Source organism: Neoakkermansia glycaniphila (assembly GCF_900097105.1).
In the GTDB taxonomy this organism is placed as follows: domain Bacteria; phylum Verrucomicrobiota; class Verrucomicrobiia; order Verrucomicrobiales; family Akkermansiaceae; genus Akkermansia; species Akkermansia glycaniphila.
The window spans coordinates 133,294-160,074 of record NZ_LT629973.1 but is presented as its reverse complement, the minus strand read 5'-3'; the positions used below and the strand labels follow the sequence as shown (position 1 = coordinate 160,074).

At 55.5% G+C, this 26,781-nt stretch carries 18 protein-coding genes and 1 pseudogene; 7 read left to right on the top strand and 12 right to left on the bottom strand.

Annotated elements, in window-relative coordinates; all coding sequences use genetic code 11:
• Positions 1 to 31: 31 nt before the first annotated feature.
• From PYTT_RS00580 to PYTT_RS00525, 12 genes and pseudogenes are all read right to left on the bottom strand, one after another.
• Positions 32 to 838 carry an FKBP-type peptidyl-prolyl cis-trans isomerase N-terminal domain-containing protein gene (locus tag PYTT_RS00580; protein WP_172801731.1) on the bottom strand — a complete coding sequence of 269 codons (807 nt, stop codon included), beginning with the start codon at positions 836 to 838 and terminating at the stop codon, positions 32 to 34.
• A 219-nt stretch (positions 839 to 1,057) separates the two neighbouring features.
• Positions 1,058 to 2,335, bottom strand: coding sequence for an FKBP-type peptidyl-prolyl cis-trans isomerase N-terminal domain-containing protein (locus PYTT_RS00575; RefSeq protein WP_067772190.1), 1,278 nt, complete (start codon positions 2,333 to 2,335; stop codon positions 1,058 to 1,060).
• Positions 2,336 to 2,344: 9 nt separating this feature from the next.
• Complete coding sequence (locus tag PYTT_RS00570; RefSeq protein ID WP_071133172.1) at positions 2,345 to 3,139, bottom strand: FKBP-type peptidyl-prolyl cis-trans isomerase N-terminal domain-containing protein; 795 nt, start codon at positions 3,137 to 3,139, stop codon at positions 2,345 to 2,347.
• 25 nt (positions 3,140 to 3,164) lie between these two features.
• The gene (locus PYTT_RS00565; RefSeq protein ID WP_067772184.1) at positions 3,165 to 3,995 is read right to left on the bottom strand and encodes an FKBP-type peptidyl-prolyl cis-trans isomerase N-terminal domain-containing protein; all 831 of its coding nucleotides are present in this window, start codon (positions 3,993 to 3,995) and stop codon (positions 3,165 to 3,167) included.
• A 199-nt stretch (positions 3,996 to 4,194) separates the two neighbouring features.
• Positions 4,195 to 4,989 carry an FKBP-type peptidyl-prolyl cis-trans isomerase N-terminal domain-containing protein gene (locus tag PYTT_RS00560; RefSeq protein WP_067772181.1) on the bottom strand — a complete coding sequence of 265 codons (795 nt, stop codon included), beginning with the start codon at positions 4,987 to 4,989 and terminating at the stop codon, positions 4,195 to 4,197.
• A 149-nt stretch (positions 4,990 to 5,138) separates the two neighbouring features.
• Entirely contained in the window at positions 5,139 to 6,515 is a 1,377-nt protein-coding gene (locus tag PYTT_RS00555; RefSeq protein ID WP_067772178.1) for an FKBP-type peptidyl-prolyl cis-trans isomerase N-terminal domain-containing protein, read from the bottom strand.
• A 99-nt stretch (positions 6,516 to 6,614) separates the two neighbouring features.
• Positions 6,615 to 7,055: pseudogene (locus PYTT_RS13710) on the bottom strand (hypothetical protein); the annotation flags it as partial.
• Positions 6,976 to 8,901: an FKBP-type peptidyl-prolyl cis-trans isomerase N-terminal domain-containing protein gene (locus PYTT_RS00545; RefSeq protein ID WP_067772172.1), complete on the bottom strand. Its 1,926-nt coding sequence runs from the start codon at positions 8,899 to 8,901 to the stop codon at positions 6,976 to 6,978. The pseudogene PYTT_RS13710 and the gene PYTT_RS00545, both read right to left, overlap by 80 nt.
• Positions 8,902 to 8,916: 15 nt before the next feature.
• Entirely contained in the window at positions 8,917 to 10,836 is a 1,920-nt protein-coding gene (locus PYTT_RS00540) for an FKBP-type peptidyl-prolyl cis-trans isomerase N-terminal domain-containing protein (protein WP_067772169.1), read from the bottom strand.
• A gap of 15 nt (positions 10,837 to 10,851) precedes the next feature.
• Entirely contained in the window at positions 10,852 to 12,705 is a 1,854-nt protein-coding gene (locus PYTT_RS00535; RefSeq protein ID WP_071133171.1) for an FKBP-type peptidyl-prolyl cis-trans isomerase N-terminal domain-containing protein, read from the bottom strand.
• On the bottom strand, positions 12,702 to 13,490 hold the full coding sequence (locus PYTT_RS00530) for a hypothetical protein (protein WP_067772163.1): 789 nt from the start codon (positions 13,488 to 13,490) through the stop codon (positions 12,702 to 12,704). Before PYTT_RS00530 ends, PYTT_RS00535 begins: the two co-directional genes overlap by 4 nt.
• Before the next feature lie 18 nt (positions 13,491 to 13,508).
• Positions 13,509 to 14,936 (bottom strand): hypothetical protein, encoded by a 1,428-nt coding sequence (locus tag PYTT_RS00525; protein ID WP_067772160.1) that lies wholly within the window; start codon positions 14,934 to 14,936, stop codon positions 13,509 to 13,511.
• A gap of 429 nt (positions 14,937 to 15,365) precedes the next feature.
• Between PYTT_RS00525 and PYTT_RS00520 the strand changes: the two genes are divergently transcribed.
• The 7 genes from PYTT_RS00520 (at position 15,366) to PYTT_RS00490 (ending at position 26,736) form a co-directional block, all read left to right on the top strand.
• On the top strand, positions 15,366 to 16,187 hold the full coding sequence (locus PYTT_RS00520) for a DUF3592 domain-containing protein (RefSeq protein ID WP_083076355.1): 822 nt from the start codon (positions 15,366 to 15,368) through the stop codon (positions 16,185 to 16,187).
• A 90-nt stretch (positions 16,188 to 16,277) separates the two neighbouring features.
• Entirely contained in the window at positions 16,278 to 17,363 is a 1,086-nt protein-coding gene (gcvT, locus tag PYTT_RS00515) for a glycine cleavage system aminomethyltransferase GcvT (RefSeq protein WP_067772155.1), read from the top strand.
• 85 nt (positions 17,364 to 17,448) lie between these two features.
• Positions 17,449 to 17,832 carry a glycine cleavage system protein GcvH gene (gene gcvH, locus PYTT_RS00510; RefSeq protein ID WP_067772152.1) on the top strand — a complete coding sequence of 128 codons (384 nt, stop codon included), beginning with the start codon at positions 17,449 to 17,451 and terminating at the stop codon, positions 17,830 to 17,832.
• Between the two features lie 118 nt (positions 17,833 to 17,950).
• Positions 17,951 to 20,845 carry an aminomethyl-transferring glycine dehydrogenase gene (gcvP, locus tag PYTT_RS00505; RefSeq protein ID WP_067772149.1) on the top strand — a complete coding sequence of 965 codons (2,895 nt, stop codon included), beginning with the start codon at positions 17,951 to 17,953 and terminating at the stop codon, positions 20,843 to 20,845.
• A gap of 147 nt (positions 20,846 to 20,992) precedes the next feature.
• Positions 20,993 to 22,036 (top strand): winged helix DNA-binding domain-containing protein, encoded by a 1,044-nt coding sequence (locus tag PYTT_RS00500; protein ID WP_067772146.1) that lies wholly within the window; start codon positions 20,993 to 20,995, stop codon positions 22,034 to 22,036.
• A 233-nt stretch (positions 22,037 to 22,269) separates the two neighbouring features.
• Positions 22,270 to 24,510 carry a tetratricopeptide repeat protein gene (locus PYTT_RS00495; RefSeq protein ID WP_067772143.1) on the top strand — a complete coding sequence of 747 codons (2,241 nt, stop codon included), beginning with the start codon at positions 22,270 to 22,272 and terminating at the stop codon, positions 24,508 to 24,510.
• 135 nt (positions 24,511 to 24,645) lie between these two features.
• Positions 24,646 to 26,736, top strand: coding sequence for an alpha-L-fucosidase (locus PYTT_RS00490; protein ID WP_172801729.1), 2,091 nt, complete (start codon positions 24,646 to 24,648; stop codon positions 26,734 to 26,736).
• Positions 26,737 to 26,781: the final 45 nt, after the last annotated feature.

Below are 26,781 nucleotides of genomic sequence, written 5' to 3'. Positions count from 1 at the left end.
TTGTCAAGGTGAAGATGGCGTTTGAAAGTATTTATTCGTCGTGATTCCCGGAAGTTTCATTGTCTGAACCGTCCGGTTCGGTATTATCCGTTTTCAGTGGGATGACTTTGGGAATGTCCAATGCATGGATGTCGAGTAATTCGACGCGAATTACGAGTACGGAATTGCCGGGAATGCTGATGCGTTCGTCCTGCGAGGTTTCTTCGCCGAAACCGAGTTCGGGCGAGAGGAACAGCGTCCATGTGGAGCCGATAGGCATGATGGAAAGCGCTGTGTCCAGCCCCTCGGGAGAGACGGGCCCCATGAGTTCCGTGGGTGCTTTTGTGTAGTCGTCCCAAATGTTGCCGTGGATGTCGGACATCGTAAATTTGACCACGTAGACGGGATATTCGCCGTCCTTTTCTGCGTCGTAGGTACGCCCCGTTCCCTGTTTTTCGATTTTGTATTGAAGGCCGTCCGGCATGGTGACGATTCCTGGCTTACCGGAGTTTTCTTTCAGGAAGGCTTTGGTGATAGCGAGGTTGGCGCGGGCAGCAGTAGCTTCCCTGTTGCGGATGATCTGGCGCATGCGATCCATTGATTCGTCGTAGGCGCGTACCTCGTCTTCAGTGATTTTGCCTTGTAAGGCAGCTTCAAAAGCCTGCCGGAAAAAGGCCGTGTCGATGTCGTCCTGCACAAAGCCGATACTCAGCAGGCAAAAGGCGATGCCGAAACCCATCGACATGGAGTGGGCCTCTCTTTCCTGACCGGTTTTGGCGACAGTGTTGACTTGTTCCGTAGCTTCTTGCCGAGTCGTGTATTGGAGGCCTGTTTTCAGAGCGGTTTGAAAGGTGTTCATGCACAGATCCATATCTATCGTGATGGGCGTGCGATTCTCCTGTGCGAAAGCAATTCCCATGGCATATCCGATGGAGGTTGAAACATCGCGTTTCAACTGTGCCGCATTTTCTGAGGGAGATGCTTCCGGAGGCCGGGTGTCGGCGGCATGGACTTGTCGGGCTTGGCACATGCCGATTGGAAACAGGATTGCGGTCAGGAGGATGGAGGTGTTCATGGTTTAAAAATCCGCAGATGTTTTGATGCCGAGGAATTTTTGTTTGTCGGTATATTGGGTTTGGTGGGGTGTTCTCTCTTTGATGTATGCCGCCATTCCGATTGCGGCGGCATGCTGTTTGTCGATGTCTTCCATGGACGGAGGCGACGCGAGGGATTGTTCCAATTGATTGCGGAATGTGGGTATATCGATGTCCGGAAGGATTAATCCTTCGTCTATCATTTTGTTTGCCCAAATTTTTGCAATTGTATCAGATGTGATTTTTCGGAGTTCTTGAGATGAATATTGTGTTTGCTCTGGATGAAGAGGGGTGCGTGTAGCGGCTTCGTTCAGATGGGCAAGAATCGGCTGCATTTCCGCAATGGCTAAAGCAGGTTTGCTCCAAAAAGGGTTGGCAGCCAGATATACGCTGTCAACCTCGTCCAGACTCAAGGGGACATTGGGGGAGTAGTCGACAAGTTCGATCTGTACAATCAGAACGCTATTGCCTCCGATGCAGGGCTGGCAGATGCGCTCGTGGTCGAAGTGTGCCTGCCGTTCGCCCAAGGAGAGCCACATGAGATTTCTCTGTTTTTCGCCGTATCCGATGGACGGCGGAATGTAAAGAGTCCATTTGGAACCGGGTTGCATCAGTTTCAAGGCTTCATGGATTCCTGCCGGAATGCGCGAAGTTGAGTGGTTGCGTATGATGCTGACTGTTCCGTTATGGTTGTCGATCATGGGGCCATCCAGCGTGTCGATGGTGTATTTGATGGCGTACAGGGCGCGATCGTCGGTTTCCTTGCGGGAGGAGGTGCGGGGTGCGCCGGTACCCTGTTTGTCGATGCGGTATTGCAGGCCGCTCGGCGTGGTGACGATGCCCGGTTTTTTTGCATTTTCTTCCAGAAAGCGGCGGCTGCGTTCGGCATTGGTGGCGGATATTTCGTTGTTCCGTTGTTCCATTTTTGCCCGCATGATGCGCAGCGCCGCTTGTGTGCGGGTTTCGTTCGCCTCCGGTTCGGGAATGTTTTGGCCTTGCAGCGCGAGTTCGATGGCTAAGGTACGGATCAATATATCGAAGTCGAGGTCTTCCGGGCGCATGCCGGCCTCATGCAATGCCGTGCCGAGTATCGAACCCAGATAGGCCGAGACGTCGTGTCGGAGTTTGGCTTCTTTTGTGGGGAATAATGCCGATATTTCCTTTGACTCGCCGCTGCTGGTAGTTGAGGAAGGTATATTTTGTGCCGTGAGGGTATCAAGCGACATCAAAAGTATGGTGAGTGCGGCGGCGATGCGTTTCATAGCTTGGGTTTATTGGGTAGGGCGATCCGTGACGGTGCCATCCGGATGGATGACGCGGGTGTCTTTTTTGATGGACTGAAGTTCCGCTTCGATGATGATGACGGAGTTGCCCGGAATGCAGATTCCATCTTGATAGATGGTTGCATCGCCGAACGCGAGGTGAGGGGGCAGGTAGAGAGTCCATTTGGAGCCGACGGGCATGAGGGTGAGGGCTTCGTCAAAGCCTTCGAGGCCGATGCTGTCGGATGTTTCGATGGCCTTTTCCGTTTTGTCGATGAGGAGGGTGCCGTCCATGAGCAGGAGTTTGAATCGTACAGAGTAGAGAGGGTTTTCTCCATGTTGTTCCTCATCGTAAGCGGAGCCTGCTCCTTGTTGATCGATACGATATTGCAAGCCGCTAGAGGTTTTGACAATGCCCGGTTTTTTACCGTTTTCTTCGAGGAAGTTCCTGCTGATCTGGAGTGTGTCGGTTGCGAGTTTGAGGTTGCGTTGTTCCAATTGGTGCGTAGCGGCATCGATTGTCGGCTGAATGGAATCGACGTACGCGTTGAATTGCTCAAGGTTAGGTTTTTTTTTCATGGTTGCTGCGAAAGCCTTGCGGAATGCAGGCAGATCGATGTCTTTCTTTCGCAACGAGTTGTTTTTCAGGATGACGGCGCTTTCGTAACCAAGGTAGGCAGAGATGTCTTGCCTGGACGGAGGGGTGTGTTGTTTTCCGTCGTTTGAAGTGTCTGGAGAGGTTGCCGGAGCGGATGCCATGCAGAGGCCTGCCAGAAAGAGGGGGGTAAGTAGGGCTGAATTCATGGTGAGATGTTAATGTTCGAGGATGTTATTCTTCGTCTGCGGTTTCTGTTTCTTCGGCGTCTGCATCCATGGGAATAAATTCGAATGGGACGCCTTCGATGTACATGGTTTGCGTCTCGTCACCTTTTTTGATGCCGAATAGTTCCACTTGGATGATCAAGGCCGAGTTGGCTGGCAGCATGGAGCTTGCGGTAACAATATGTTCGTCTCCGAATGCCAGATGGGAAGGCAGAAAGAATGTCCATTGCGAACCGACGGGCATGAGGGAGAGGCCTTCGTCGAATCCTTCGAGCCTGGAGTGGTCGGCAGCTTCGACGGTTTCGTCGGTGAAGTCGGAAACCACTGTGCCGTTGAGCGTGCGTACGGTGTATTTGACGGTGTAGGTGGGGTTGGTTCCGTGTTGTTTTTTATTGTAACTGGTGCCTGTGCCTTGGCGATCGATCCGATATTGCAGACCACTGGCTGTGGTTGTGACGCCCGGTTTTTTACCGTTTACCGCCAAGAATTGTTCTCCGATTTTTTTTGCCTCTTCAGCGAGTTGTTGCCGTCGTGTTTCCGATTGCCTGTTCAGATGGGCTGGGATGTCCTTCCGAGCCAGTTGTTGTTTGATATCTGTTCCGTCGTTCATTCCGTCTTCAAATGCCTGGAAAAATGAGGCGATGTCGATGTCTTGAAGGGTGACATCGTTTTTGAGCAGCTGCAATGCGATGTACGTGCCGAGGTAGGAAGAATAGGCTGACTGGGAATCGTCCGACAGTCTGCTGATTTCCGGAACTTGCAATGTTGCATGTGCTGATGTTTGATTCTCAGCCGAGATGGGAGATACGGAGAGGAGAAGGGGGATGATGTATTTCATGGGAGAAGTGTTTCCTTGTATGATTAACGCATGAGAATGGGTTCGTCCGAAAGGACGGAGTGTTTTTTCAAAAAAATACGGAATGGGATTGTGGAATCCCGGGAGAGGGCTCTATTCGGAGTGGGGGATTTCCGTTCGGAGAAGCCGTACCATGTGCGGCATACCGCAGGATTTGTGAAGGCGGGAAGGGATGAAGCGGTTATTCCTCGTCTTCGATGTCTTCGTCGCGACCATCCGTTGCGTCTTTGTCGTTATGTTCGCTGTCTTTGGACATACGGAACGTGAGTACGAGGAATGCGCTTGCGTCGGCCTTGAATTCTTCGGACATGGCTGAGGCCGGGACATAGACGATCCACTCCGTACCTTCAGGCAGTTCCTTGAGCAGTTCTCTGGATATGTCGGACAGTTCGTCAAAACCGTCGAGTACGCCGGAAGAACTCATGCGGGAATGGGTCGGGAAGTCGGAGTCCGGTACGCCGACGTCTACGCTGTCAGCTTCTTCGATTCTGTAGTTTTTGGCAGGGTCCTTATCTGTGGTGACCTGGCATTGCATGCCGTTTTCCAGCAGGATGATACCGGGCTTTTTCGCATTTTCCTTGAGAAAGCGAGCAGCTTTGGCTGTTGAGTATGCCTTGTATGCTTCGTTGTATGTTTTGACGATGGCTTCCTCTTCTTTTTGGATATTTTCTGCATCCAGGGGACGTGCGATGTTTTCCATGAAGGTTTTTCGCACGAGGTCGGCGTCGATGAGAGGCTGTTGCGTTTTGTCGGCCATGTGTTCAAATCTCTGCTGGAGTCCGAATGCCAGGGCTTTTCCGACGAATTCGCTGTATTGTTTGCGAATGTCTTCCGGGATGGAGGGTGGGGTGGGGGTTGGTTCCGCTGTGGTTGCAGGCGCTGCCTCCTGTTTGGGCGCAGGGGATGAGGGTTGATCGGCTGCGAGTGCGGTGGGCAGTATGGTTGCGATGATTCCGAATACGATGGACGGACGCATGGTGTTGTTGGGGGGGGGAGGGGTGGTGATCGGGTGAGAGCCAATTCGGAGACCGGATGGAACCCGTACCTTTACTTAATCAAATCGGCTCGGTTTTGTCAGTAATAAAATGCGGATATGCGTTGTTTTTTCTTGGGCAGGCATGCGGTTTATTCGCTTTGTTCCGCATCGTTTTCTTTCGGCGGCGACCATTCGTATGTGTAGAGGATGTAGTTCGGGCGGACGCCGATTTTCTGCGTGTATTTGTCCAATGATTTCGGGTTGATCAGGTGGGAGGGGATGCAGAAGAACCATTGTTTGGCCTTGGGCAATGCGTCAATATACGGCCACAATTCCGGATGTAAGTGGGCCTTGGCGGCACTTCTGTCCAGAAAGCCTATGCTTCCGAGGGATTCTCCTGTCAGAGCTCTTGCTTCCATGATGTCTACATCCAGGATGGATCCGTTGTTTCCCTTCGGGTCGATGATGTAGGAGTACTGGACTCCGTTGTCGAGGACGGTGACATTGGGTGTCAGGGCGTTCATTTTCAAAAATTCCGCTTCTTCGCTTGCCAGCGTGTTGGCGTCGATAGGCGGTGGAGACGCGAAGATGGAGTCGGACGGTTGTGCGGCAGGTGCATCGTCTTCAATGTCTGCATCCGTATCCGGTGAAGTAGAGTCTGTTTCTGCCGCTTCGCATGTGAAGACGACGTATTCCGGCTGTTTTTCCCAGACGGCCTTGAGTGAGGATTGTCTCGATTCATCCAGTACTCCGAAGGGGATGCAAGCCGTCCATTTCTTACCGGGCGGAAGGCTGTCGGCGGCATCTCCGAAGATGTCTTGCACTCTGAAGTTGTTGAGGTGCAGTGTGTCGTTCCCTGAGATGGTGGAGAGGGCTGCGGTTTGAATTTTGTCGATGGTTATATTGCGGCCTTCCGGATCCTTTTCAACGGTGTACTGGATGCCGTTTGCGAGGACGGTGACGCCGGGTTTTTTAGCGTTTTCCTCGATGAAGCGTTTGTCCCGTGCCGTTTCGCGTGTTTTGTGGATGGCGTCGTAGCGAAGGATGGTTTCCTTGTATTCGTGGTCGAGGGCTTCGGCGTCGATGTCTTTCCCGATGTATGCGATGAAGGCGGCGCGGGCCAATGCCGGGTCGATGTCCTTCGCCGCCATCTCCTTGAAAGATGCCTGGGCGAATGCAGCGGTGAGTTTGCCCTGGCTTTCTGCGAATCGGCGGCTGAGTGCCGCCGGGATGTGTGCGTATGTTCCCCGGCTGGCCGGGATGGGCTGGACACTGTATTCTTTTTCGTTTTCTCCCTGTTTCTTGCAGATGGTGCAGACGAGGACGGATGCGGAGTTTTCGATCTGCGCCCGTTCGTTGGGTGGCAGGAGGCGGACGGGTATGTAGAGTGTCCATTCCCGGCCTTTCGGCATGTTTTGCAGGGCAGTGCTGTATTGCAGGATAGGCGGCAGGCTGTGGATGGCAGCCAATCCACTGACGCTGCCGAAGAACCGGCCCAGTGTGGAGGCCCGTTTCAGGCTGCCCATTTCTTCGATGCTGCTGTTGTTGCCTTCCGGATCGGGTGTGACTTTGTATTGGATGCCGATGGGGAGGGTGGCGATGCCGGGACGTTTAGCATTTTCCTGCAGGAAGGTTTTGTCATACTCCTTTTGTTCCCGTCCGAGCGTCGCCGTGTATTCCTGCTCGAGGGCTTTGGTCGATTCCCAGTATTTTCGATATCCAGTTCGTTGTCGAGGTTGCTGAGGAGGGCCTGTCGGATGGCTTCTCGATCGGTCAGGTAGCTGGCCGCTGCGTGATCGATCAGGTTTTGCATGTCGAAGGCCATGCGGATGCCGGCATAGGTGCTGTGGCGGCGCAGGATTTCGTCGTTGCCGGGTTCTGTTTTTCCGGGTATGTGCGGCGATGAAGCAGGTTGTGCCGTGCCGGCATAGGTTGCGACGGGAAGCAGTAAAGAGGCGATGGAAGCGAGGGTGGATATGTTCATGATCAGTGTTTCTTGTCGGTTTCGAGGATGTAGAGGACGTAGTTGAGGGGTGCGCCGATGCGCTGTTCGTACCAGTCCACATCCGCAGGGTCAAGCAGGCTGGCGGGAATGCAGAAGAACCATTTTTTTGCCTCAGGCAGGGTGTCGATATAAGGTTCGATGAGGGGATGGGTGTAGATGCGTTTGCCGTCCGCTCGCGTGTTTTGGTGATCGAGATGAATATGGCTGAGGAAGGAATCTCCGGCAAGCGTGTAGGGCGACATGATGCCGACCTGTTTGATGGAGCCGTTGTTTCCATCCGGATCGGTGATGCAGGAGTACTGTATGCCGTTGGGAAGTACGGTGACGTTGGGTGTCATGGCGTTCAGCCGAAGGAACAGGGCTTCGTCACGGGCCATGGATTCGGCCGTTCTATCCTTGTCCCACAGGAAGTTTTCTTTTTCATCGGGTTTTGCCGTGGCATCGTCTTCGATGTCTTCGTCCTTGTCCGCAAGGGACTGGTTGTCATCGGCTTCGAAGGTGTGGGCGATATAGGCCGGGCAGTCGTCGTCCCACGCGTCTTTCATGTCCTTTCTATTCTGTTCGGAGAGGCGTTCGAACGGGATGTAAAAGATCCATTTGCGGCCGGATGCCACACGGGCGATGTCGGTACCGAGCAATCCCGGCATATCGTATTCTTCGGCGGTTACTTTGCCTGGGCTGAAGACGGTGCCCGGCATGATTCTGCCCAGAGAATTGAAAGACTGTGTTATTTTTCCACTGTAGTATAATTGCGTTCCGTCGATGGAGGTGCGTTTGACGAGTTCTGCCTGAATGATGGGTACATTGCGGCCCGCAGGGTTTTTTTCGACAGTGTACTGGATGCCGTTGCCGAGTATGACGACTCCGGGTTTGGCTGCATTTTCCTTTAGAAAGCGTTTGTCGCGTTCTGTCTGGCGCGCGATGTGTATGGTTTTGTACCGGCTGATGACGTTCCGGTATTCGTGCTGAAGGGAGGCGAGGTCGATGGGAGAGTCGAGATGGCCGCAACAGGTCTTTTGGACAAGAGCCGGATCAATATCCATGTCTTCGTTGCGTTGCTTGTTGAGGAGGATGTCCCGGGCCATGTCCGCTCCTTGCAGTTCACTGTACTTTTGGCGATGGCCGTTCGCATCGATTTGGAATGGCAAGTGGCGAAGATGGCGGAGTTCGTCGTCCGTGTCGGTATGCCGGAAGGTGTAGACGATGACGGCGTTTTCGTTGCCGATGTATTTGCGTTCGGAGGATGACAGAAGAGCAGCGGGGACGTAGAAGATGTATTCGCCTCCTTTCGGCATGTTGTCCAGTGCCGAGGTGTGTTGCAGGATGTTGGGCAGTTTGTCGCTGAAGTCAGGCGGGCCGCTTGGTGTATTGCTGAATTTGATGGCAGTCACTTCCGTTTCTTTGTCGAGCTGGCGGCCTATGGTTGTGGAGCAGATGAAACAGCCCATTTCTTCCAGCTGGCGGTTGTTTCCTGCCGGGTCGGGAACGACTTCGTACTGGATGCCGATGGGCAGGGAGACGACGCCGGGACGTTTGGCATTCTCCTGCATGAAGGTTTTGTCCCTCTCGGCTTCTGCTGCGATGAGTGCTTGTTTATGGAGCTTGTAGATGCGCTGGCTTTCTTTGTCGAGTTGTTCGGAATCCATCGGTTTGTTGAGATTGTCCAGAAGCGATTGCCGGATGGTTTCCGGATCGGCGAGATACTGCGAGACATGATGCCGGATGGCGTGCTGAATTTCGGCTGCCAATTGCAATCCGGTGTAGATGCTGTATTGCCGGAGAATTTCTTCCTCATCAAGGGTGGCAGTATCGGCGGCTTGAATGGATGGGATCGGCCGGGACGGTTCCAATCCGGCTGTGGCGGGAGGGAGCAGAGTGATGAGGCAGGTGAGTGCGGAGAGTTGCATGGTTTTTGTTTTGGGTCAGGATTTTTTGTCGGCTTCGAGGGTGTAGAGGATGTAATTGGGCCGTACGCCGATGCGCTGTTCGTACCATTCCATGGAGGAAGGGTCAATCATCTCGGCGGGGATGCAGAAGAACCATTTTTTCGCTTCCGGCAGGTCGTCGATATAAGGTTCGATGAGGGGGTGGGTGTAGTTTCCGGTTCCGTCCGGCCTCGTGTTCTGGAGATTGAGGTGGGTATGGCTGTATAGATAGTCTCCCGTGAGTGTTTGAGGCGTCATGGTGTCGATTTGTTTGATGGAGCTGTTGCGGCCATCCGGATCGGTGATGTAGGAATACTGGATTCCGTTGGGAAGTACAGTGACATTGGGTGTTAGTGTGTTCAGGCGCAAGAAGAGAGTTTCGTACCGGGCCAGTGATTCTGCCGTGAGATCCGGCTTTTGCATCAAATCGGATTCAGGAGCAGGAGCGGGAGGTGCGTCGTCTTCGATGGCTGCATCCTTGTCCGAAGGAGGCGGGGGATTCTCCTCGGCTTCGAAGGTATGGACGATATATTCGGGACATTTTTCCCTCCACGAGTTTTTCAGATCCGTTCTATTCTGCTCGGAGAGGCGTTCGAACGGGATGAAAAAGATCCATTTGCGGCCGGCTTCCACGCGGTCGAGATCCGCGCCGAGAAGTTCCCTCATGCCGTATTCTTCGGAATTCTCTTGTCCGGGAGTGAAACCGATTTGCGCTCCCGGATTGGCGGTGCAGCACATGCGTGAGAAGTCGTCCCATCCGCCGTGCAGGCAGATGAGCGTTCCAGACAGGGATCCGTACTGCTTGAGCGAGGATTGAAGGAAGGGCAGGTTACGGTCTGCGGGATCTTTTTCGACAGTATACTGGATACCGCCGGACAGGACGATCACACCGGATTTACGCGCATTTTCCCGAATGAAGTTCCTGTCGCGTGCCATCTGCCGGGTGTGGTGGATGGTATCATATTGCCGAATAATATCTTGGTAACGGTTTTCAAGAGCAGTGCGATCGCAAGGCTTGTCGAGGTGGTCGAAGAATGTTTGGCGGATAAGTACCGGATCGGCATCCTGTGAAGATCCTGCCGACCACTGTTTCCGGATGGCATGGGATAATCGTTCACCCAGCAATTCGCCGTATTTCCGCCGGAGATCGGCCGGTATCCGTTTGATGGTAGAGGCAGCGGTGTGTACAGGGTTGGTGCGTTGGGCGTTGCCGTCTTTTTCTTTATGGGTGAAAGAGTAGATGACGATGGATGCTTTTTTCTCGATACCTTTGGTTTTGGATGGCGACAGTAGTTCAGCGGGAATGTAGAGGATGAGCTCCCGGCCTTTCGGCATGTTTTGCAGGGCCGAGGAAGAAGTCAGGATGCTGGGAAGGATGAGGTCGCTGAGGCTGTGCGAGTCTTGCAATACCCCATCGAAGCATCTTCCGGATGCCGTGGATACTTTGTAGGTGTTCATTTCGTCGAGCCTGCGGTTGTTGCCTTCCGGATCTGGAATGACTTCGTACTGGATGCCGATGGGCAGGGAGACGACGCCGGGCCGTTTGGCGTTTTCCCGCATGAATGTTTTGCCCATTTCTATCTCTTCTGTTTGAAGAGCTTCTTCGTATATTTTGCTGATCCGTTCGAATTCTTCATCGAATTGCTTGTTATCCCTCGGTTTGTCGAGGTGGGCGAGTACCGATTGACGGATGATGTCCGGATCGGCGAGGGATGATGCAGCTAAATCAAGAGGATCATTCTGAAAGATGTCTGCCGTTTTCGTACCCAGGTAGATGCTGTACTGGCGGATGATTTCATTGGCGTCGAGGTTGACGGCAGCTGACGCTTGCCGGATGGGTTCCGGTGATGGTGTTTCAGCGGTGGTTGCTGTGTATGCCAGAAGCGGAAAGAGGCTGGCGAGGATAGGAAGGTTCATGGTTGTAGTATCAGGTTAGTGAGTCGTGTTGGCTTCGAGAGTGTAGAGGATGTAATTGGGCCGTACGCCGATGCGCTGTTCGTACCATTCCACATCTGCAGGGTCGAGCAGGCTGGTGGGTATGCAGAAGAACCATTTTTTCGCTTCCGGCAGGTCGTCGATATAAGGTTCGATGAGGGGATGGGTGTAGATTTCGGTTCCGTCCGGCCTCGTGTTTTGATGATCAAGATGGAGGTGGCTGCCGAAGGAGTCTCCGACAAGGGTGTGCGGCGTCATGATGGAGACGTTTTTGATGGAGCCGTTGCGGCCTTCCGGGTCGATCATGCTGGCATACCGGACGCCGTTGGGCAATACGGTGACATTGGGCGTGAGGTCAAGGAGGCGCAGGAAGTGTTCTTCATCGCGTGCCATGGCTTCCGGTGAGCGGTCCTTTCGTTTCCAGACATCTTCGCAAGAGGAGGGTTTTTCCGTTGCGTCGTCTTCGATATCTTCGTCTTTGTTTGAAGAGTCCGTTTCTTTTTGAGCCGCTACACAGGAGATGGCGACGTATTCCGGGCATGCGCCTTTCCATAGGCTCGTCAAAAGCTGCCGTTTGATGTCGGGGAGTAGCTGGAAGGGGAGGTAGAAGGTCCATTTGCGGCCGGGTTCGATTTGTTTCAGAGACTCGCCGAGCATGTCCGGAATGCCGAAGTCTTCGATGCCGTCAAGATCGTTTTGTGAGGGCTGGCAGTTTTTCCTTCCGGAGATGGTGGCTATGTTTGTGACTCTGGCCGAGGTGAAGGGCAGATTGCCGTTTGCTGGATCTTTTTCGACGGCGTACTGGATGCCGTTGCCGAGGTCGATGATGCCGGGGCGTTTGGCATGCTCCTGCATGAAGACCCTGTCGCGTTCCTTTTGCCTTTTTTCCTGTATGGCGGTGTATTGGCGAATGACGTCCTTGTATTCGTTCCGGAGAGCTGCAGGGTCGATGGTGTCTGAGATGTGATAGCTGATTGTTTGTTTGACGATGTTCCGGTCGATTTCCTGTGCGGCATCTTCCGTCCAGCGGCTCTGGATGTAATGTGCCACTGAGGCTCCCAGGAGTTCGCTGTGTTTGCGGAGGAGGTCGGGCGGTATGCGTTTGAATTCGGCTGGGGCAGGCACGTCTTCCTGTCGCCAGAAGGAGCCGCCTGCATGTTGATGGCGGAAGATGTAGATGATGATGGAGGCTCTATCGTCTTCGTCCTTTCTTTTGGATGGGGAGAGCAGGGCGACGGGGATGTAGAAGATGAATTCCTTTCCTTTCGGCATGTTCTGCAGGGCTGCGCTGTCCGTCAGGATGTTGGGAAGTACGTAGCTGAAGTCGTGTGATTCGTGGGTTGAGATTCCGCCGATGCATCGTCCCGAGGAGGTTGTCTCCATGTAGCCGTTCATTTCGTCGAGGGTGCGGTTGTTTCCTTGCGGATCCGGTATGACTTTATATTGGATGCCGATCGGGAGGGAGACGACGCCGGGGCGTTTGGCGTTTTCCTGCATGAAGGTTTTGTCTCGTTCGGTTTCTTCTTCGCGAAGGGCAGCCATGTAGGCCTGGCTGATATGCTCGTATTCTGCGTCGAGCGCTTTTTGATCGATGGAGGTGCCGAGGTGGTCGAGGGCCGATTGCCGGATGATGTCAAGGTCGGCGGGGCTCATGGCTGCGGCTTCGATGGCATATCTCTGCAGGCCGTACACGGTTTGAAGCCCCATGTAGATGCTGTATTGGCGGATGATTTCATCCTCGTTGTTTTCCGTGGCGGCGGCTATGGCTGCAGGAGGCTTCGGCGCGTTTTCCTGCATGCAAAGAGCGGTGGGTAGCAGCAGGGAGGATGCAAGTGACAGAGGAATGTTCATGGCTGAGGTGCGGTGGGAGTTTGCCGGTTGCGTTCGAGGTGGTCATTGGGTGTCGCGCCGTTGATTTTGAGCGTATAGACAACAACAGATACGCGTTTCGGTATATGTGCGACTGTAGCCTTGTCCAGCAGGTCGACAGGTACGACGATTCTCCATTCAAGAGCGGGAGGAAGGTGGGGGAGTATTTCCCGGATACTTTGGGAGAGCCGTGCCGCAGGGTCGCCGTAGAGGGTTTCCATCACGAAGCCGGATGTGGTGGCTCCTTCGGCAATGCGCGCGGCGAACACGGGGCGGTTTTCTCCTTCTTTCGATACGGTGGCTTTGTACATGATGCCGTTCGGCAGGATGGTCATGCCTTTTTCAGCGGAGCATTGCCTGATGTACCGGGCGTCTTGCTCGGCCTGTTTTTTGGCACATACCTCTTCGTAGAGTTCGTCGAACTCATGGCAGATTGCTTCAAGCCGGGCGATTTCATCGTCGGTGTAGATTTTGTCTGCATGGGCGAGGAAGGATTTTTTAATGATTTCGGGATCCAGAAAACTGGCGGCGGCATTTCGGTCGATCCATTCAAGGACAGCCTTTCGGAATTTCTCCGGTTGATCCCTGTCCGTCTGAAGAGCGAGCCAACGGCCTTGATCGGCGCTGTACTGGCGAATGATTTCCCGGTCGGCTTCTTCATCCGCCTGTTGCCGGGCCAAGGTTTCCGGTGACGGAGGTGCAGGCGGTGCAGCATTTGCACATGCGAGCAAGGTGCAGGATATGAGGGATGGGAGGAACGCGTTCATCGTGAGGATGCTGCTGGGTTATTCGGGGTCTTCGATGTCCGTATCTCGGCCACGGGCGGGTTGCTTGACGGTCAAGGTGTAGACGATGACGGATGTCCATGCGCCGATTTCGGCCTGCATGTCTTCAATGGAACCCCAGCGGTCGGTCAGGGGATAAAGGTCTTCTTTCCGGGTGAGGAGTGAGGTGGGGACGTAGATGTTCCATGCACGAGCCGGGGGAATCTGATCCTGAATGAAGTCGAGGCCTTGCGGAAGGGAGGTGGGGTGCGGGTATCCTGTAAAATAGCGGGGACGGCCTTCAAGGGATGCGATGCCTGTGATCCGTCCTTCTTCAAAACCGGTATCGCTTCCGTTTCCATCCGCTTTGCTGGTATAAAAGATTCCGTGGCCCAAAGGATGCAGTTCGCCTTGTGCGACCTTCTTCTGCAGGATGAGTCGATCGCGTTCGGCCTGCCGTGCGGACAGAATGCGGAGATATTGAGGGAAGATGCCTGAGAGGTTCTGTTCTGGCTGTTCGAGAGGCAATACTTCTTCGTGAAGTTTCAGGTAGGTGCGGATGACGGTATGCCTGTCGATGTCGTTCGATTCGGCCGAAGAATAACGATACAAGCCATGAATGCGCAAGTATTCGAGAGCCAGTGCCATTCCGGTGAAAGCGCTGTGCCGTTCGACCATGCTGCGCGTGATGCCTGTTTCTCCGGTGGCCGTTTGGGCCGGGAGGGGGCGCATGGCGTAGTAGTCCCATGCTGTGTTGTCGTCCTGCAGTGTGACGATGTAAACATAAATGCGGGCGTAGGGGAATGTACGCATTTCTTCATCGGTCAGGAGCATTCGGGGAATATGGAATACCCATGTGCGAGCATCGGGTATTTGCAACCAATAGCTGCGGATGCATGCCGGGAGAGGCGGAGTTCCTGTACCTTTGTTTTCGACCGGGCCACCATATATTCTGAAGGCTTTGCCGCCGAGCGTGCTGGTTCGTACGCCGGTCGCATTTTCGATGCGGGAGGATCCGCCCATATTTTGTCCGAGCGCGATATATTGCACGCCGTTGTCTAGGGTGGCGACGCCGGGCTTGCGGGCGTGGTTCAGCATGAAACCGGCATCCACGGTTTCGTTTTCCTTGTCTGCGGCTTTGTTGTACAGCTTGAAAATCTCGTTCAAAGCTGCATATTCCCGGCTGTACTGCTCATAAAGTTCTTCCGGTTGTTTTGTGGTATCAACGTGGCGGAGAAAGGATTGTTCGACGATGTCGAGGTCGATTCTATCGGGTGGCACCATGGGAATGAAGAACCGGAGTTTCTTGCCGATGGCGATGCTCAGCTCCTGCCGCAATGCGGGAGATACGATGGTTGCCGCAGCCGGGGCGGCTGCCGGAATGGCGGGCGGTTCTGCTTTCGGTTCGGCAAGGTATGCCGTGCAGGCGAGAGTCAGCAGGGTGAACATGGGAAGAGAACGGAAAATCAGGTATAGCGGCTTATGAGAACTAAAGCACGGTTCGGGCGGGTTGTCACGACGAAAGGCGGCAATACGGTGTTTTATGTTCCGCAGGCGGAGCAGGGTGATGGGGCTGCCGTCTATTCATCCGTGTGTTTTTGGCGGAAGTATGCCGGATTCTCTATCCGCTTTGTTTATTCATGTGTTCAATGATTTGAAAAACAGTCGTTTTTCAAATTTTATTCCTGATTAAAATGAGACATCATGGCGATGGCGTATCTTTTTTGCGATTATTTTCAGGTATATGCCGGTTGATGCTTGACGACGGATAGAGAATCCTTTTCCCCAAAGTATGATGGAACGGAGAAACGCGGTTCAGGCAATGATTGCGACGATTTGTCCTTGTGTATTGCGAGATGATGGTGTAGACCAGAGTTCATGCCCACCAAGAAGCGGAAGTGTCGTCGTAATCCTCGCCGTGATGCATGGTGGGGCATAGGGGTGTCGGGGGTGCTGATGCTGGCTTTCGGGACGGCTGCTGTTTGTGATTCGCATAATATGTGGCAGAGCTATGAGGCTTTGCAATGGAAAGCGTGTCCGGTTCAGAAGGTCGAAAAGAAGGTGAAGAGTTCGCACGGCAGGCGTGGGGGCGGTACTTCAACATCGTGGATTTGCCATTACACGTATCGGGGAGTCGCCTATAAGACGAATGAGAAGGGGTGCGGCGAGTTCGATTCCGGCAGGAGTACCCGCCAACTGAAGAAGTGGCAGGTGTATGTGAATCCGGCCAATCCTTCGGAGGCGGTGATGTCTCGGGGAGTATCTGTCTGGCAATGGATCGGGCTGGCTGTGCTTGTTTTGGTGACGCTGGCGCTGGCTGTCGTTTTCGCTCTGATGGTGCGGTTTTACAGGCGCAATTTCGCAGGTCAACCCGTGAAAGCCGAGAAGAAGGTTCGTGCGGATGTGGCAGGGCCGCGCGTCTGCAAGTGGGATTGCTACGGTTCTCCGGAGAAGCTTTTGAATGCGTTGTCGGGTTCTTCCGAGGTGGCCACGGTGGAGAATGTGCAGGACGAGGCGGATGGAGTGCAGGTGGTTGCCCTGAAGGGAGGCAGGTTCCAGTTGTGTACGGGCAGGGATGCCGAGTGGACGGAGGTTCTGGCGTCTCCTGAGATGTCGCGCGATGAGGTGCTGCGGTGGATGCGTGATTATCGGGATGGGGAGTCGATCCGTGTGTTGACGCAGGGCTGGCAGGTTCTTTGATCCATCCGTTTTTCGGAACGGGTCTATCGGTCTTTTGCCTGTTCGGAATATCGCCTTGACTTGGCGCAGGCTGGCTGGCATATTTCCTACATGAGCGATTCTATTCAATCTACGCCGCTTTGCGAGAAACATGTGGAGCTTGGCGGCAAGATGGTTCCCTTTGCGGGATGGAATATGCCGGTGCAGTATTCCGGCATTATGGATGAGCACAAGGCTGTGCGCGAAGCATGCGGCGTGTTCGATATTTCCCATATGGGCCAGTTTATCGTATCGGGGCAGGGCGCGACGGCGTGGCTCAACTATATGCTGACGAACAATGTCGAGAAGCTTTCGCTGAATCAGGGGCAGTATTCCCTGATGCTCAATTACGACGGCGGCGTGATCGACGATCTGATTCTTTACCGCGACGGTGAGGAGCGGTTTTTCGTCGTGGTGAATGCCTCGATGATCGAAGAAGATTACGCATGGCTCGAAAGCAAGAAGCCCGAGGGCATTTTGCTGGAGAACCATTCGAGCGATTACGTCGGTCTGGCGGTGCAGGGGCCTGCCTGCCAGGAGGTGTTCGCCAAGGTTCTTCCGGGTGCGGAGTTGCCCCCGCGCAACGGGATTTCCCATGTGACGGTGGACGGTGAGAACTGCATCGTGTGCCGCACGGGTTATACGGGTGAGGACGGTTATGAATTTTTCTGCCCGGCCGCATCGGGTGTGGCATGGTTCGAGAAGTTCCTTGCAGCCGGATCGAAGCCCTGCGGCCTCGGCGCGCGCGACAGCCTGCGCCTTGAGATGTGCTATCCGCTGAACGGTTCCGATCTGGCTCCCGACAGGACTCCGATCGAGGCCGGACTCGGTTTTTTCTGCGATCTCTCGAAGGATTTCATCGGTGCGGACGTGCTGCGCAAGCAGAAGGAGGAAGGCCCTGCCGTGCGGCTTGCCGCCATCGAGTATACGGCCAAGGGTGCGCCTCCCCGCCACGGTTATGCCGTGCAGCTTCCGGACGGTACGACGATCGGCGAACTGTGCAGCGGCGTGTTGTCGCCGTCGCTCGGCAAGGGTGTCGGTATGGCCTATCTTCCTGCCGAATACGCCAAGGTCGGTACGGAGCTTCAGATCGAAGTGCGCGGCAAGAAGACGCCGGCCGTGGTTGTGAAAAAACCTTTCTATAAAAAGGAAAAGTAAAAAAGACGCATTTTTTGAAAAATTTAAGCTGACAAAGGAGAGTTTTTCAAGCAATCTAGCGTCGCATATCTTATCATTATTCATCATGAGCAACAATATTCCTGACAATTTGCTGTACTCCCGCGATCACGAATGGGTGGACGTTGACGGAGACATCGCTACGATCGGTATTTCCGATCACGCACAGGCCGAACTCGGCGATGTGGTGTTCGTCGACCTGCCCGAACCGGGCACGAGCATTGCCGCCAATGATTCCATTGCCGTTGTCGAGTCCGTGAAGGCTGCCAGCGATGTGTATTCTCCGGTTTCCGGCGAGATCATCGAGGTGAACGAAGAGCTCGGCAACGAGCCCGGAGCGGTCAACTCCGATCCGTACGGCAACGGCTGGATCTGCAAGATCCGTCTTCAGGACATGAGCGAACTCGACAGTCTGCTGTCGCCGGCGGATTATTCCGAGTTCTGCTCCTGAACCTAGCTTTCGAGCCTGCATTCCGGAACGCGTCCCGTCGGAATGCAGGCTGTTTTTTTCGAATGCCTTTCCGGCATGTTTTGCGGGACGCCCTCTTTTTTCTTAACGTTCCCATCAGATGAATTCTCATTCGGATTTCCTCAGCCGCCATCTCGGTTCCGTGGGCGAGACGCAGAAAGCGCTTCTTGCCGATCTCGGTTATCAATCGCTCGATGAGTTGACGCGTGATATCGTTCCCGCCGATATTCTGCTCAAATCGCCCCTTACTCTGTCTCCGGCTCTCAGCGAGCAGGCCGCTCTCAAGGAGCTGCAAACCGTCATGAGCAAGAACAAGCTGCTCAAGTCCTATATCGGGCAGGGGTATTACGGCACTCTCGTGCCGAGCGTGATTCTGCGCAATGTACTGGAAAATCCCTGCTGGTACACGGCTTATACGCCCTACCAGCCTGAGATCGCCCAGGGCCGCCTTGAGATGCTGATGAATTTCCAGACGATGATTTCTTCGTTGACCGGTCTTCCCGTGTCGAACGCCTCCCTTCTCGACGAAGGTACGGCGGCGGCCGAAGCCGTCAGCCTCTGCATCGCCTCGAAGCCGAAGAGCGATACGTTTTTTGTGGCCGATACGTGCCACCCGCAGACGATCGAGGTGATCAAGACCCGCTCCGAAACGCTGGGAACGAAGATCATCGTCGGCGACTGGAAGTCGTTCGATCCTTCCTCTTGCCCCACGCTGGCAGGCGTGCTCGTGCAGTATCCGGATACGTACGGCATCGTTGAAAGCTATGACGAGTTTTTTGCCGCCGTGCATGCCCAGAAGGCTTATTGCGTGGTGGCCACCGATCTGCTCTCTCTGACCCGCCTTCGCGAACCGGGTGCGTTCGGCGCCGATATTTGCGTAGGTACGACGCAGCGCTTCGGTACGCCGATGGGCTTCGGCGGTCCGCATGCCGCCTTCATGTCCTGCACGGACGAGTTGAAGCGCCGCATGCCCGGCCGTTTGGTCGGCCTGTCGGTGGATGCGCAAGGCCGCCCGGCCTACCGCCTCTCGCTGCAGACGCGCGAACAGCATATCCGCCGCGACAAGGCGACTTCCAATATCTGCACGGCGCAGGTGCTTCTTGCCATTCTGGCGACGTTCTATGCGATTTACCACGGCCCCGCAGGCCTGAAGCGCATCGCAGGTACGATTCACGGCCTCGCCATTACGCTGGCGAAGGCGATCGAGGCATGTCCGACTCTGACCCGCCGCCCTGGCGATTTCTTCGATACGGTGGTGTTCGGTGCGCCCGGCAAGGCTGACGAGCTGGTAGCTTCCGCTCTGGCCGCCGGATACAATATCCGCCGGATCGATGCCGATACGGTGGCTGTAGCCATCGACGAGACGACGACATCCGCCGATGTGATCAAGCTCGCCGAGCTGTTCACGAAGGACGATTCCATCGATATTCCGACGGACGATTCCCTGTACGATTACTTCCTCGGCACCTACGAACGCCCGATCTGGGATACGCAGCATGACCGCACGACGCCGTTCTGTACGGAGACGGTCTTCTCGTCGTACCAGAGCGAAACGGAGATGATGCGCTATATCCATCATCTCGAATCCCGCGATCTTGCGCTGAATGAAGCCATGATCCCGCTCGGCTCCTGCACGATGAAGCTGAATGCGGCTTCCGAAATGATGCCGATCACGTGGCCTTCCGTTTGCCAGTTGCATCCGTTCGTACCTGCCGACCAGTCCGTCGGCATGCGTGAAATGCTGAACAAGGTGTGTGACCGCCTGTGCAAGATTACCGGATTCGTCGCGGTTTCTCTGCAGCCTAATTCCGGCGCGGCCGGGGAGTATGCGGGCCTGCTGGCGATTCACCGCTACCATGTGTCGAGAGGCGAAGGCCACCGCAATGTGTGCCTGATCCCCGTCTCGGCTCACGGTACGAACCCCGCTTCCTCCGCCATGGCCGGTTTCAAGGTTGTGGCTGTCAAGTGCGACGAGGCAGGCAATATCGACATGGAAGACCTCAAGGTGCAGGCCGAGAAGCATCGCGACCATCTCGCCGCTATCATGGTGACCTATCCTTCCACGCACGGCGTGTATGAATCGGGCATCCGCGAGCTGTGCGAGATCGTGCATGCGAACGGCGGCCAAGTGTACATGGACGGCGCCAATATGAATGCCCAGGTCGGGTTGACGACTCCCGGCTTCATCGGTGCGGACGTGTGCCATATGAATCTTCACAAGACGTTTGCGTTGCCGCATGGCGGCGGCGGTCCCGGCGTGGGCCCGATCGGCGTAGCCGCACATCTCGTTCCTTTCCTGCCGGGGCATATCTCCCGCGGTGAGGCGAACAAGGGTGCGGGCGCCGTCTCTTCCGCCGAATACGGTTCTGCATCGATTGTCGCCATTTGCTGGATGTACCTGTCGATGATGGGCGCCTCCGGTCTCCGCACGGCAACGGAAGTCGCGATGTTGAATGCCAATTACGTCGCACGTAATCTTTCCCCGCTGTATCCCGTGCTCTATACGGGTAACAAGGGGCTTGTCGCGCACGAGTGCATTCTTGACCCCCGCCAGCTGACGCACGATGCAGGGCTGTCGGTGGATGATATTGCCAAGCGATTGATGGACTATGGTTTCCATGCGCCGACCATGTCGTTCCCGGTGCCGGGTACGCTGATGGTCGAGCCGACGGAATCCGAATCCAAGTTCGAACTCGACCGCTTCATCGAAGCGATGACGATGATTCATGGTGAAATCATGGATATTATCGAAGGCCGTGCGGACAAGGAGGATAACGTTCTCAAGAATGCGCCGCATACGGCGGAGATGGTGACGGCTTCCGAATGGAACCATCCCTATAGCCGCGAGCAGGCTGCCTATCCCGTCGAATCGTTGCGCCGCCACAAGTTCTGGCCGTACAGCGCCCGTATCGACAATGTGTACGGCGACCGCAATTTCATCTGTTCCTGCGATACGGTGGAAACCTACGCGGAAAATCTCTCGAAGCAGGACTGATCCTCCCATTCGGCGAGATATTCGTTTCTTTCAGGCTGCGGTCAGGCGACCGCAGCTTTTTTTGTCGCCATGCCGGGAGTGCGGCACATGGAGGATGCCGCCGGTTGACTTGCCGGAGGCATCCTGCTATGATGGAAAAAACGGAGCATGAGCGGAATCGATCGACAGGAACTTCTCCTTCATACGCTGCAAAACCAGTATTTGCTGGAGAAGGGCGAGAGGCTGGATGTGTTGTCCGGGTTGTGCGGCCTGCAGGCGCAGTTCGCGAATAATCCGCGTTATGCCCTGCGTATCCGAGCCCGGGATTTCTCCGAAAAGAGCTGGAGCGCCGGACTTCTGAAAATATGGTCCCACCGGAATACCATCCATGTGATCCGGGAAGATGAACTGGGGCTGTTTCTTTCCGCCAAGGGGCATAATCTCGCGTGGGGTGAATCGTGGTGGGATATTCCTGTGAAGGTCAAGCCGTACTGGGCCGCTTTCATCAGGGAAAAGGTAGCCGGAGGCATCGACGAACGCGAGGCCGTCAAACGTGAATGCCGCCGGGCGGGGATGGAAGAGTCTCTGGTCAAACGCGTGTTTCATGGCTGGGGCGGTTTGATCAAGGAGATGTCCGACCGGGGGATGATTGCCTACCGTCCCGGTACGGAGAAGCGTTTTTTCCTTCCGGAAGAACCTGCATGGATGGACCGGGATGAGGCCAGGCTCGAATTGATGCGGAGGTATTTCGAGCGGTTCGGTCCTGCAACGGAAGCCGATTGCGCTGCGTTCACGGGGTACAGGATCACGGAGGTGCGTGAGTTGCTGCGCCGGGGAGGTTTGCCGCTCCGGAGTGTGGATATGGGCGGGGCGCCCCATTTCTATCTGGGCAGGCTGCATGCGGCTTGCTCCCTTCCGGATTGCATTTATCTGGCCGGATTCGATCAGCTTGTGATGGGGTACAAGGATCGTAGCCGTTTTCTGGAACATGAAGACAAGCCGCTTGCCGTCAATCAGGCGGGTATTGTCTATCCGGGGATTTTGCTGCACGGGCGGTTGTGTGCTCGTTGGAAGAAGGAACCGGGCAGGCTGTCGATTACGCCGTTCCGTCCTCTGACCTCGGCATTGAAGGATATTGCGGCTGCCGGTGGACGGGAGCTGTTTGCCGATGAACAGGTCGAGATCGTGTTTTTGGAACCCTGCCGCCCGTGACACGGGGAGCGGCATGAAGCCTTGTCCGGAGTTTCCGGAGAGATGCGGACGCTTCGGGTGAGAAGGCGAACACGGCGGCGTAAAACGTACGTTTTTTCACAAGCATTTCTGCTTGATTTGCCTCTAGCCGATAGGTATAGTGGGTTGCAGCCTTATTTCAAGGCTGTCTTGCCGTCATGTATCTTGCCGCTACTCGCATTACTCTCTGCTTTTTCTGTGCTTCGGTCGGGATCATGTCCGCCCATGCGCAGGTGCAGCCCGGCTTGCAGGAGGTGCGCGAGAGGCAGGGCAAGGATACGAATGAGCTGTATTACGAAGCCTGGCTTTTGTGTCAGGAATCCGAAAAGCTCGCGAAGGCGCAGAATTATGCGCAGGCGATTCTCAAGGGGAATATGGCAGAGCAGGTGCTGGCGCGGCTGGTGAGGGATTTTCCCACATGGAAGGAAAACATGGTGAGGGAACGCCGCAAGCTTCTGGCCGAGAATCTGGCGGAATACCGCAAGAAGCAGGCAGAAAATCCCCTGCCTCCTTCGGTGCCTCTTCGCGGGGTGGAGACGGATGGCGGTGACGGCGTGCTGCCGTCGATCGCGGATTTGGAGAGGAAGCGCCAGCAAGGGGCAGGCAATCCGGTTGTGGTTGCCCCTCCCGTGCATCCGTCGCCGGTAGCGACGGCCGAACAGGTGGATATGTACCAGCAGGTGCAACGCCTCAAAAAGGAGTTGAATACGGTGGTGAATGCGTACCGTGATGTGCAGTCCCAGCTGGCCAAGGCGAATGACGATCTGAAGGAGGCGCGGAGCAGGCAGCAGTTTTACAAGAAATCCTATGAGGAGTTGATGGACCGCATTACCAGTGAACGCAAGGTCAGCAACGAGATGGTGGCGACGCTCAATGAGCGGTTGATGCAGCTGGAATCGGATTACAAGGCCAGTGAACAACGCCGCGAAGCGGCCGAACGTTCCGTGGCCGAGCTGGAGCGCAAGCTCGCGGAGACGCAGGATATGTTGGAGGAGGTGACGAGGCAGCGAGATGCCCTTGCCGAGGAGAACAGGAAGCTTCAGCTCATTGTCGAGATGAACAGCCCCGAGAAGATCAAATCCCTCTTGGACCAGAATATGACGCTGGCGGCGCAGTTGAAGGATGCTCAGGCCAGGCTGGCGGCGATGGAAGCATCGAAAGTGGCGTCGGAAGACCAGATGTCCGTCAACCTCAAGGAGCTGGATAAGACGCGCGAGGAGATCGCGCGCCTCAAGGGAGAGATGTCGACGATTTATGCGGAGAATCTGGGCTATCGCCGCCGCATTTCCGAATTGAATACCCGGCTGACGAATCTGGAGGCCGAGCTGGAAAAGGCGGCGACGGATCCGAAGATCGACCCCGTGGCTCTGGAAGAGAACAAGCTGTTGCGCGAAATCATCGCCAAGCAGAAGAACCAGCTTGCCATGAATGAGCAAGGCCGGAAGATGATGATTGCCGCCTACAAGAATTTGAATGCGCAATCGCCCCTGCTGGAAGAAGTCATCAGAAATTTCGATGAAAAATCGTCTCTGGAATTGACTCCTGCTGAACAGTCTCTCGTCGCATCCGTGGCCCAGCCGCTTTCCGCCGTGCAGGATGGGGCGCAGGATGCCGTGGTGGAAGGAACTTCCAAAATTCTGGGTGATGCCGTCCGCGAGCAATTGCGTATCGAGACTCTGGGCAAGAGTGCGGCCGATGCCTTTGCCAACGGCCGTTATGAGGCGGCGGAACAGCTATACGAGACTCTGCTCGATAAGCAGCCCGACCATGCGGCGGCGCGTGTGAACATGGGGGCGATCAAGATGCAGCGCAACGATATGCCGGGCGCCATCGAGAATTTCAAGAAGGCGATTCTGCTCTCTCCGAAGGTGGCGATGCCCTATTTTCTGTGCGGAAGCGCCATGTACCGGGCCGGGGAGGAAAAGAATGCCATCGGCATGTTCCAGAAGACGGTCGAACTTGATCCGGCCAATGCGACGGCTTTCTTCTATCTGGGCAATCTCGAAGGTTCTCAGGGCAACCGGGCGAAGGCCTTGAACTATTTTGCCTGTGCGGTGAAGCTGAAGCCGGATCTTGCCGACGCGCATTACAATATGTCGCGCCTGTATGCGGAGGAGAACAGGATTCCGGAAGCCTGCCGAGCCTATGACAAAGCGGTCAAGGCCGGAGCGGCTCCCGATATGGAGTTCTTCTCGTTCCTGGAGCATCATCCCGACCGCGGCAAGGCTGCCGCGCCCGAACCCGATCCTGATGTGAACAGGATTGCCCGGGGAGATACTCCTGAACCCGATGCCGACAAAGAGCGGAAGGTGGAGAAGAAACCTTTGGAGATGCGCAAGGCAACGGTGCAGCGCCTGCAGAAGAAGGACGGTTCGATCGTCGAAGTCTCGGTGAAGAAGAAGGATGAGGGCAAAGGCAAACCCTCCTCTTCCCGCCGCCGTTCCCGCAAGGGATAAGTCCGTTTGCGGAGGCAGGATGTTTGTTTCCGATTGAAAGATTGGATGGAATTTTACGTATTGATGATGATGCAACAACAAGAATGGCGTAATTGTGGCGGTGTCTCCGGCTGGAAGTGTGCCCTTTTGGGCGGTATGCTGTGTCTGGGCGCCTGCCTGCCGAACGAGAGCCGTGCCGAAGTTCCGAAACCTTATGGAGCCGTGCCGACTCCCGAACAGCTTCAATGGCACGATATGGAGATGTATGCTTTTGTGCATTTCACGCTGAATACCTATACCGGCAAGGAATGGGGCGGTGGCGACGAATCTCCCGAGCTGTTCAATCCGACGGATTACGATCCCGATCAGGTGATCGGTACACTGGCGGACGCCGGATTCAAGGGGGTGATTCTGACGTGCAAGCATCACGACGGTTTTTGCCTGTGGCCGACAAAAACGACCAAACACAGCGTAGCCTCCTCTCCGTGGAAGGGAGGCAAGGGCGATATGGTGAAGGATTATGCCGAGGCCTGCAAACGCCATGGGGTGAAGTTCGGCGTGTATCTGTCGCCGTGGGACCGCAATCATCCGGCTTATGGTACGCCCGAGTATGTGAATGTGTACCGCGAGCAGCTGAAAGAGCTTTTGACGCAGTACGGCCCGGTTTTCATCGTGTGGCATGACGGCGCGGGCGGCGGTGAAGGATATTATGGAGGAGCGAAGGACAGCCGCACGGTGGACAAGAGCTCCTACTACGACTGGCCGAATACGTGGAAGCTCGTCAAGAGCCTGCAACCGCATGCGGTGATTTTCTCGGATGTCGGTCCCGATGTGCGCTGGGTCGGCAATGAGAGCGGGTTTGCCGGTTATCCCTGCTGGGCGACCTATACGCCGAAGGGGTTGAACGGCAAGCCGCCCGGCCCCGGCTGCAATGTGTATCAGGAGGGCGTGCAGGGTACGGTGAACGGCAAGTTCTGGATTCCGGCCGAGGTGGATGTGTCCATTCGCCCGGGCTGGTTCTGGAAGGCGCATGAGAACGGCCGTGTGCGTACGCCAGAGAATCTGATGAAGCTTTATTTCGAGAGTGTCGGGCGTGGCGCGGATTTGAATCTGAATGTGCCGCCGGATTCGCGCGGACGCATTCATGAGAACGATGCCGCTTCCCTGAAGGAATTTTCTCGTTTGTTGAAGCAGATGTATTCTCTCAATCTGGCGGACGGCGCTTCCGTGAAGTTCTCGTCGAACGGGACAGCGAAATCCTCCGAGGATGTACTGGACCGCAAGCGGGCTACGTTCTGGATGGCGGCTGAAGACGACAGGAACCCCGCAGTGGTCGTGAAGCTGCCGGAAGCTCGGACATTTGATGTGATCCGCCTGTCCGAACCCATTCAATTGGGACAGCGCATCCGCAAGTTCTCCGTCTTCGTCAAGGAGAACGGCCAATGGGTGCCGTGGGTGAATGGAAGCAGCGTGGGTCCGCGTGTCCTGTTGCTGGGTAAGAGTGTGACGACGGACGAGCTGAAGCTCGTGGTCGAAGCTTCCGATGCCCCAGCGGCTTTGTCCGAGTTCTCCCTGTGGCAGAAGCCGCAGATCGTGAGCGCTCCGGCTGTGTCCCGCGATGCATCCGGCAGCGTGACCCTGCGTGGCGGAGACGGTTGTACGGTGCGCTATACGCTCGACGGTTCCGAACCGGGATCGTCTTCTTCGGAATATAAGGCACCCTTGAATCTGCCTGACGGCGGCGTGCTGAACGTGCGTGCGTTTGTGGGCAACAGTTCGTCAGCGACGACGAATGCGGTGCTTCCCGTAGCGACATCCGGATGGAAAATCGTGTCGGCCGAGTCCGGTGCATCCGACCCGGCCCGCATGATCGACGGCAAGGATGACACGCTGTGGCATACGCATGCCGGCTCCGGTGAGATTCCTCCGCCCCAGACGATCGATATTGATATGGGCTGTGAGATTCCCGTGGCATCCGTGTTGTACACGCCACGGCAGGATGGCAATACGAAGGGCATCGTGAACAATTACGAAGTTTATGTGAGCAAGGACGGCAAGGAATGGGGCAAGGCTGCGGCTGCCGGAGAGTTCTCGAACATCAAGGCGAATCCCATCCGCCAGCGCATTGATTTGGCGGAGCCTGCCACCGGGCGCTTTCTGCGCTTTGTCGCAAAATCGGCTATCGACGGCAATCATGTGACCGTTGCCGAGCTGGGCATTCTGCCGGCGAAGCCTGCGGGCAAGTGATGGATCACCCCTATTGATCGACTTCCGGTCAAACGGCCATTCGGT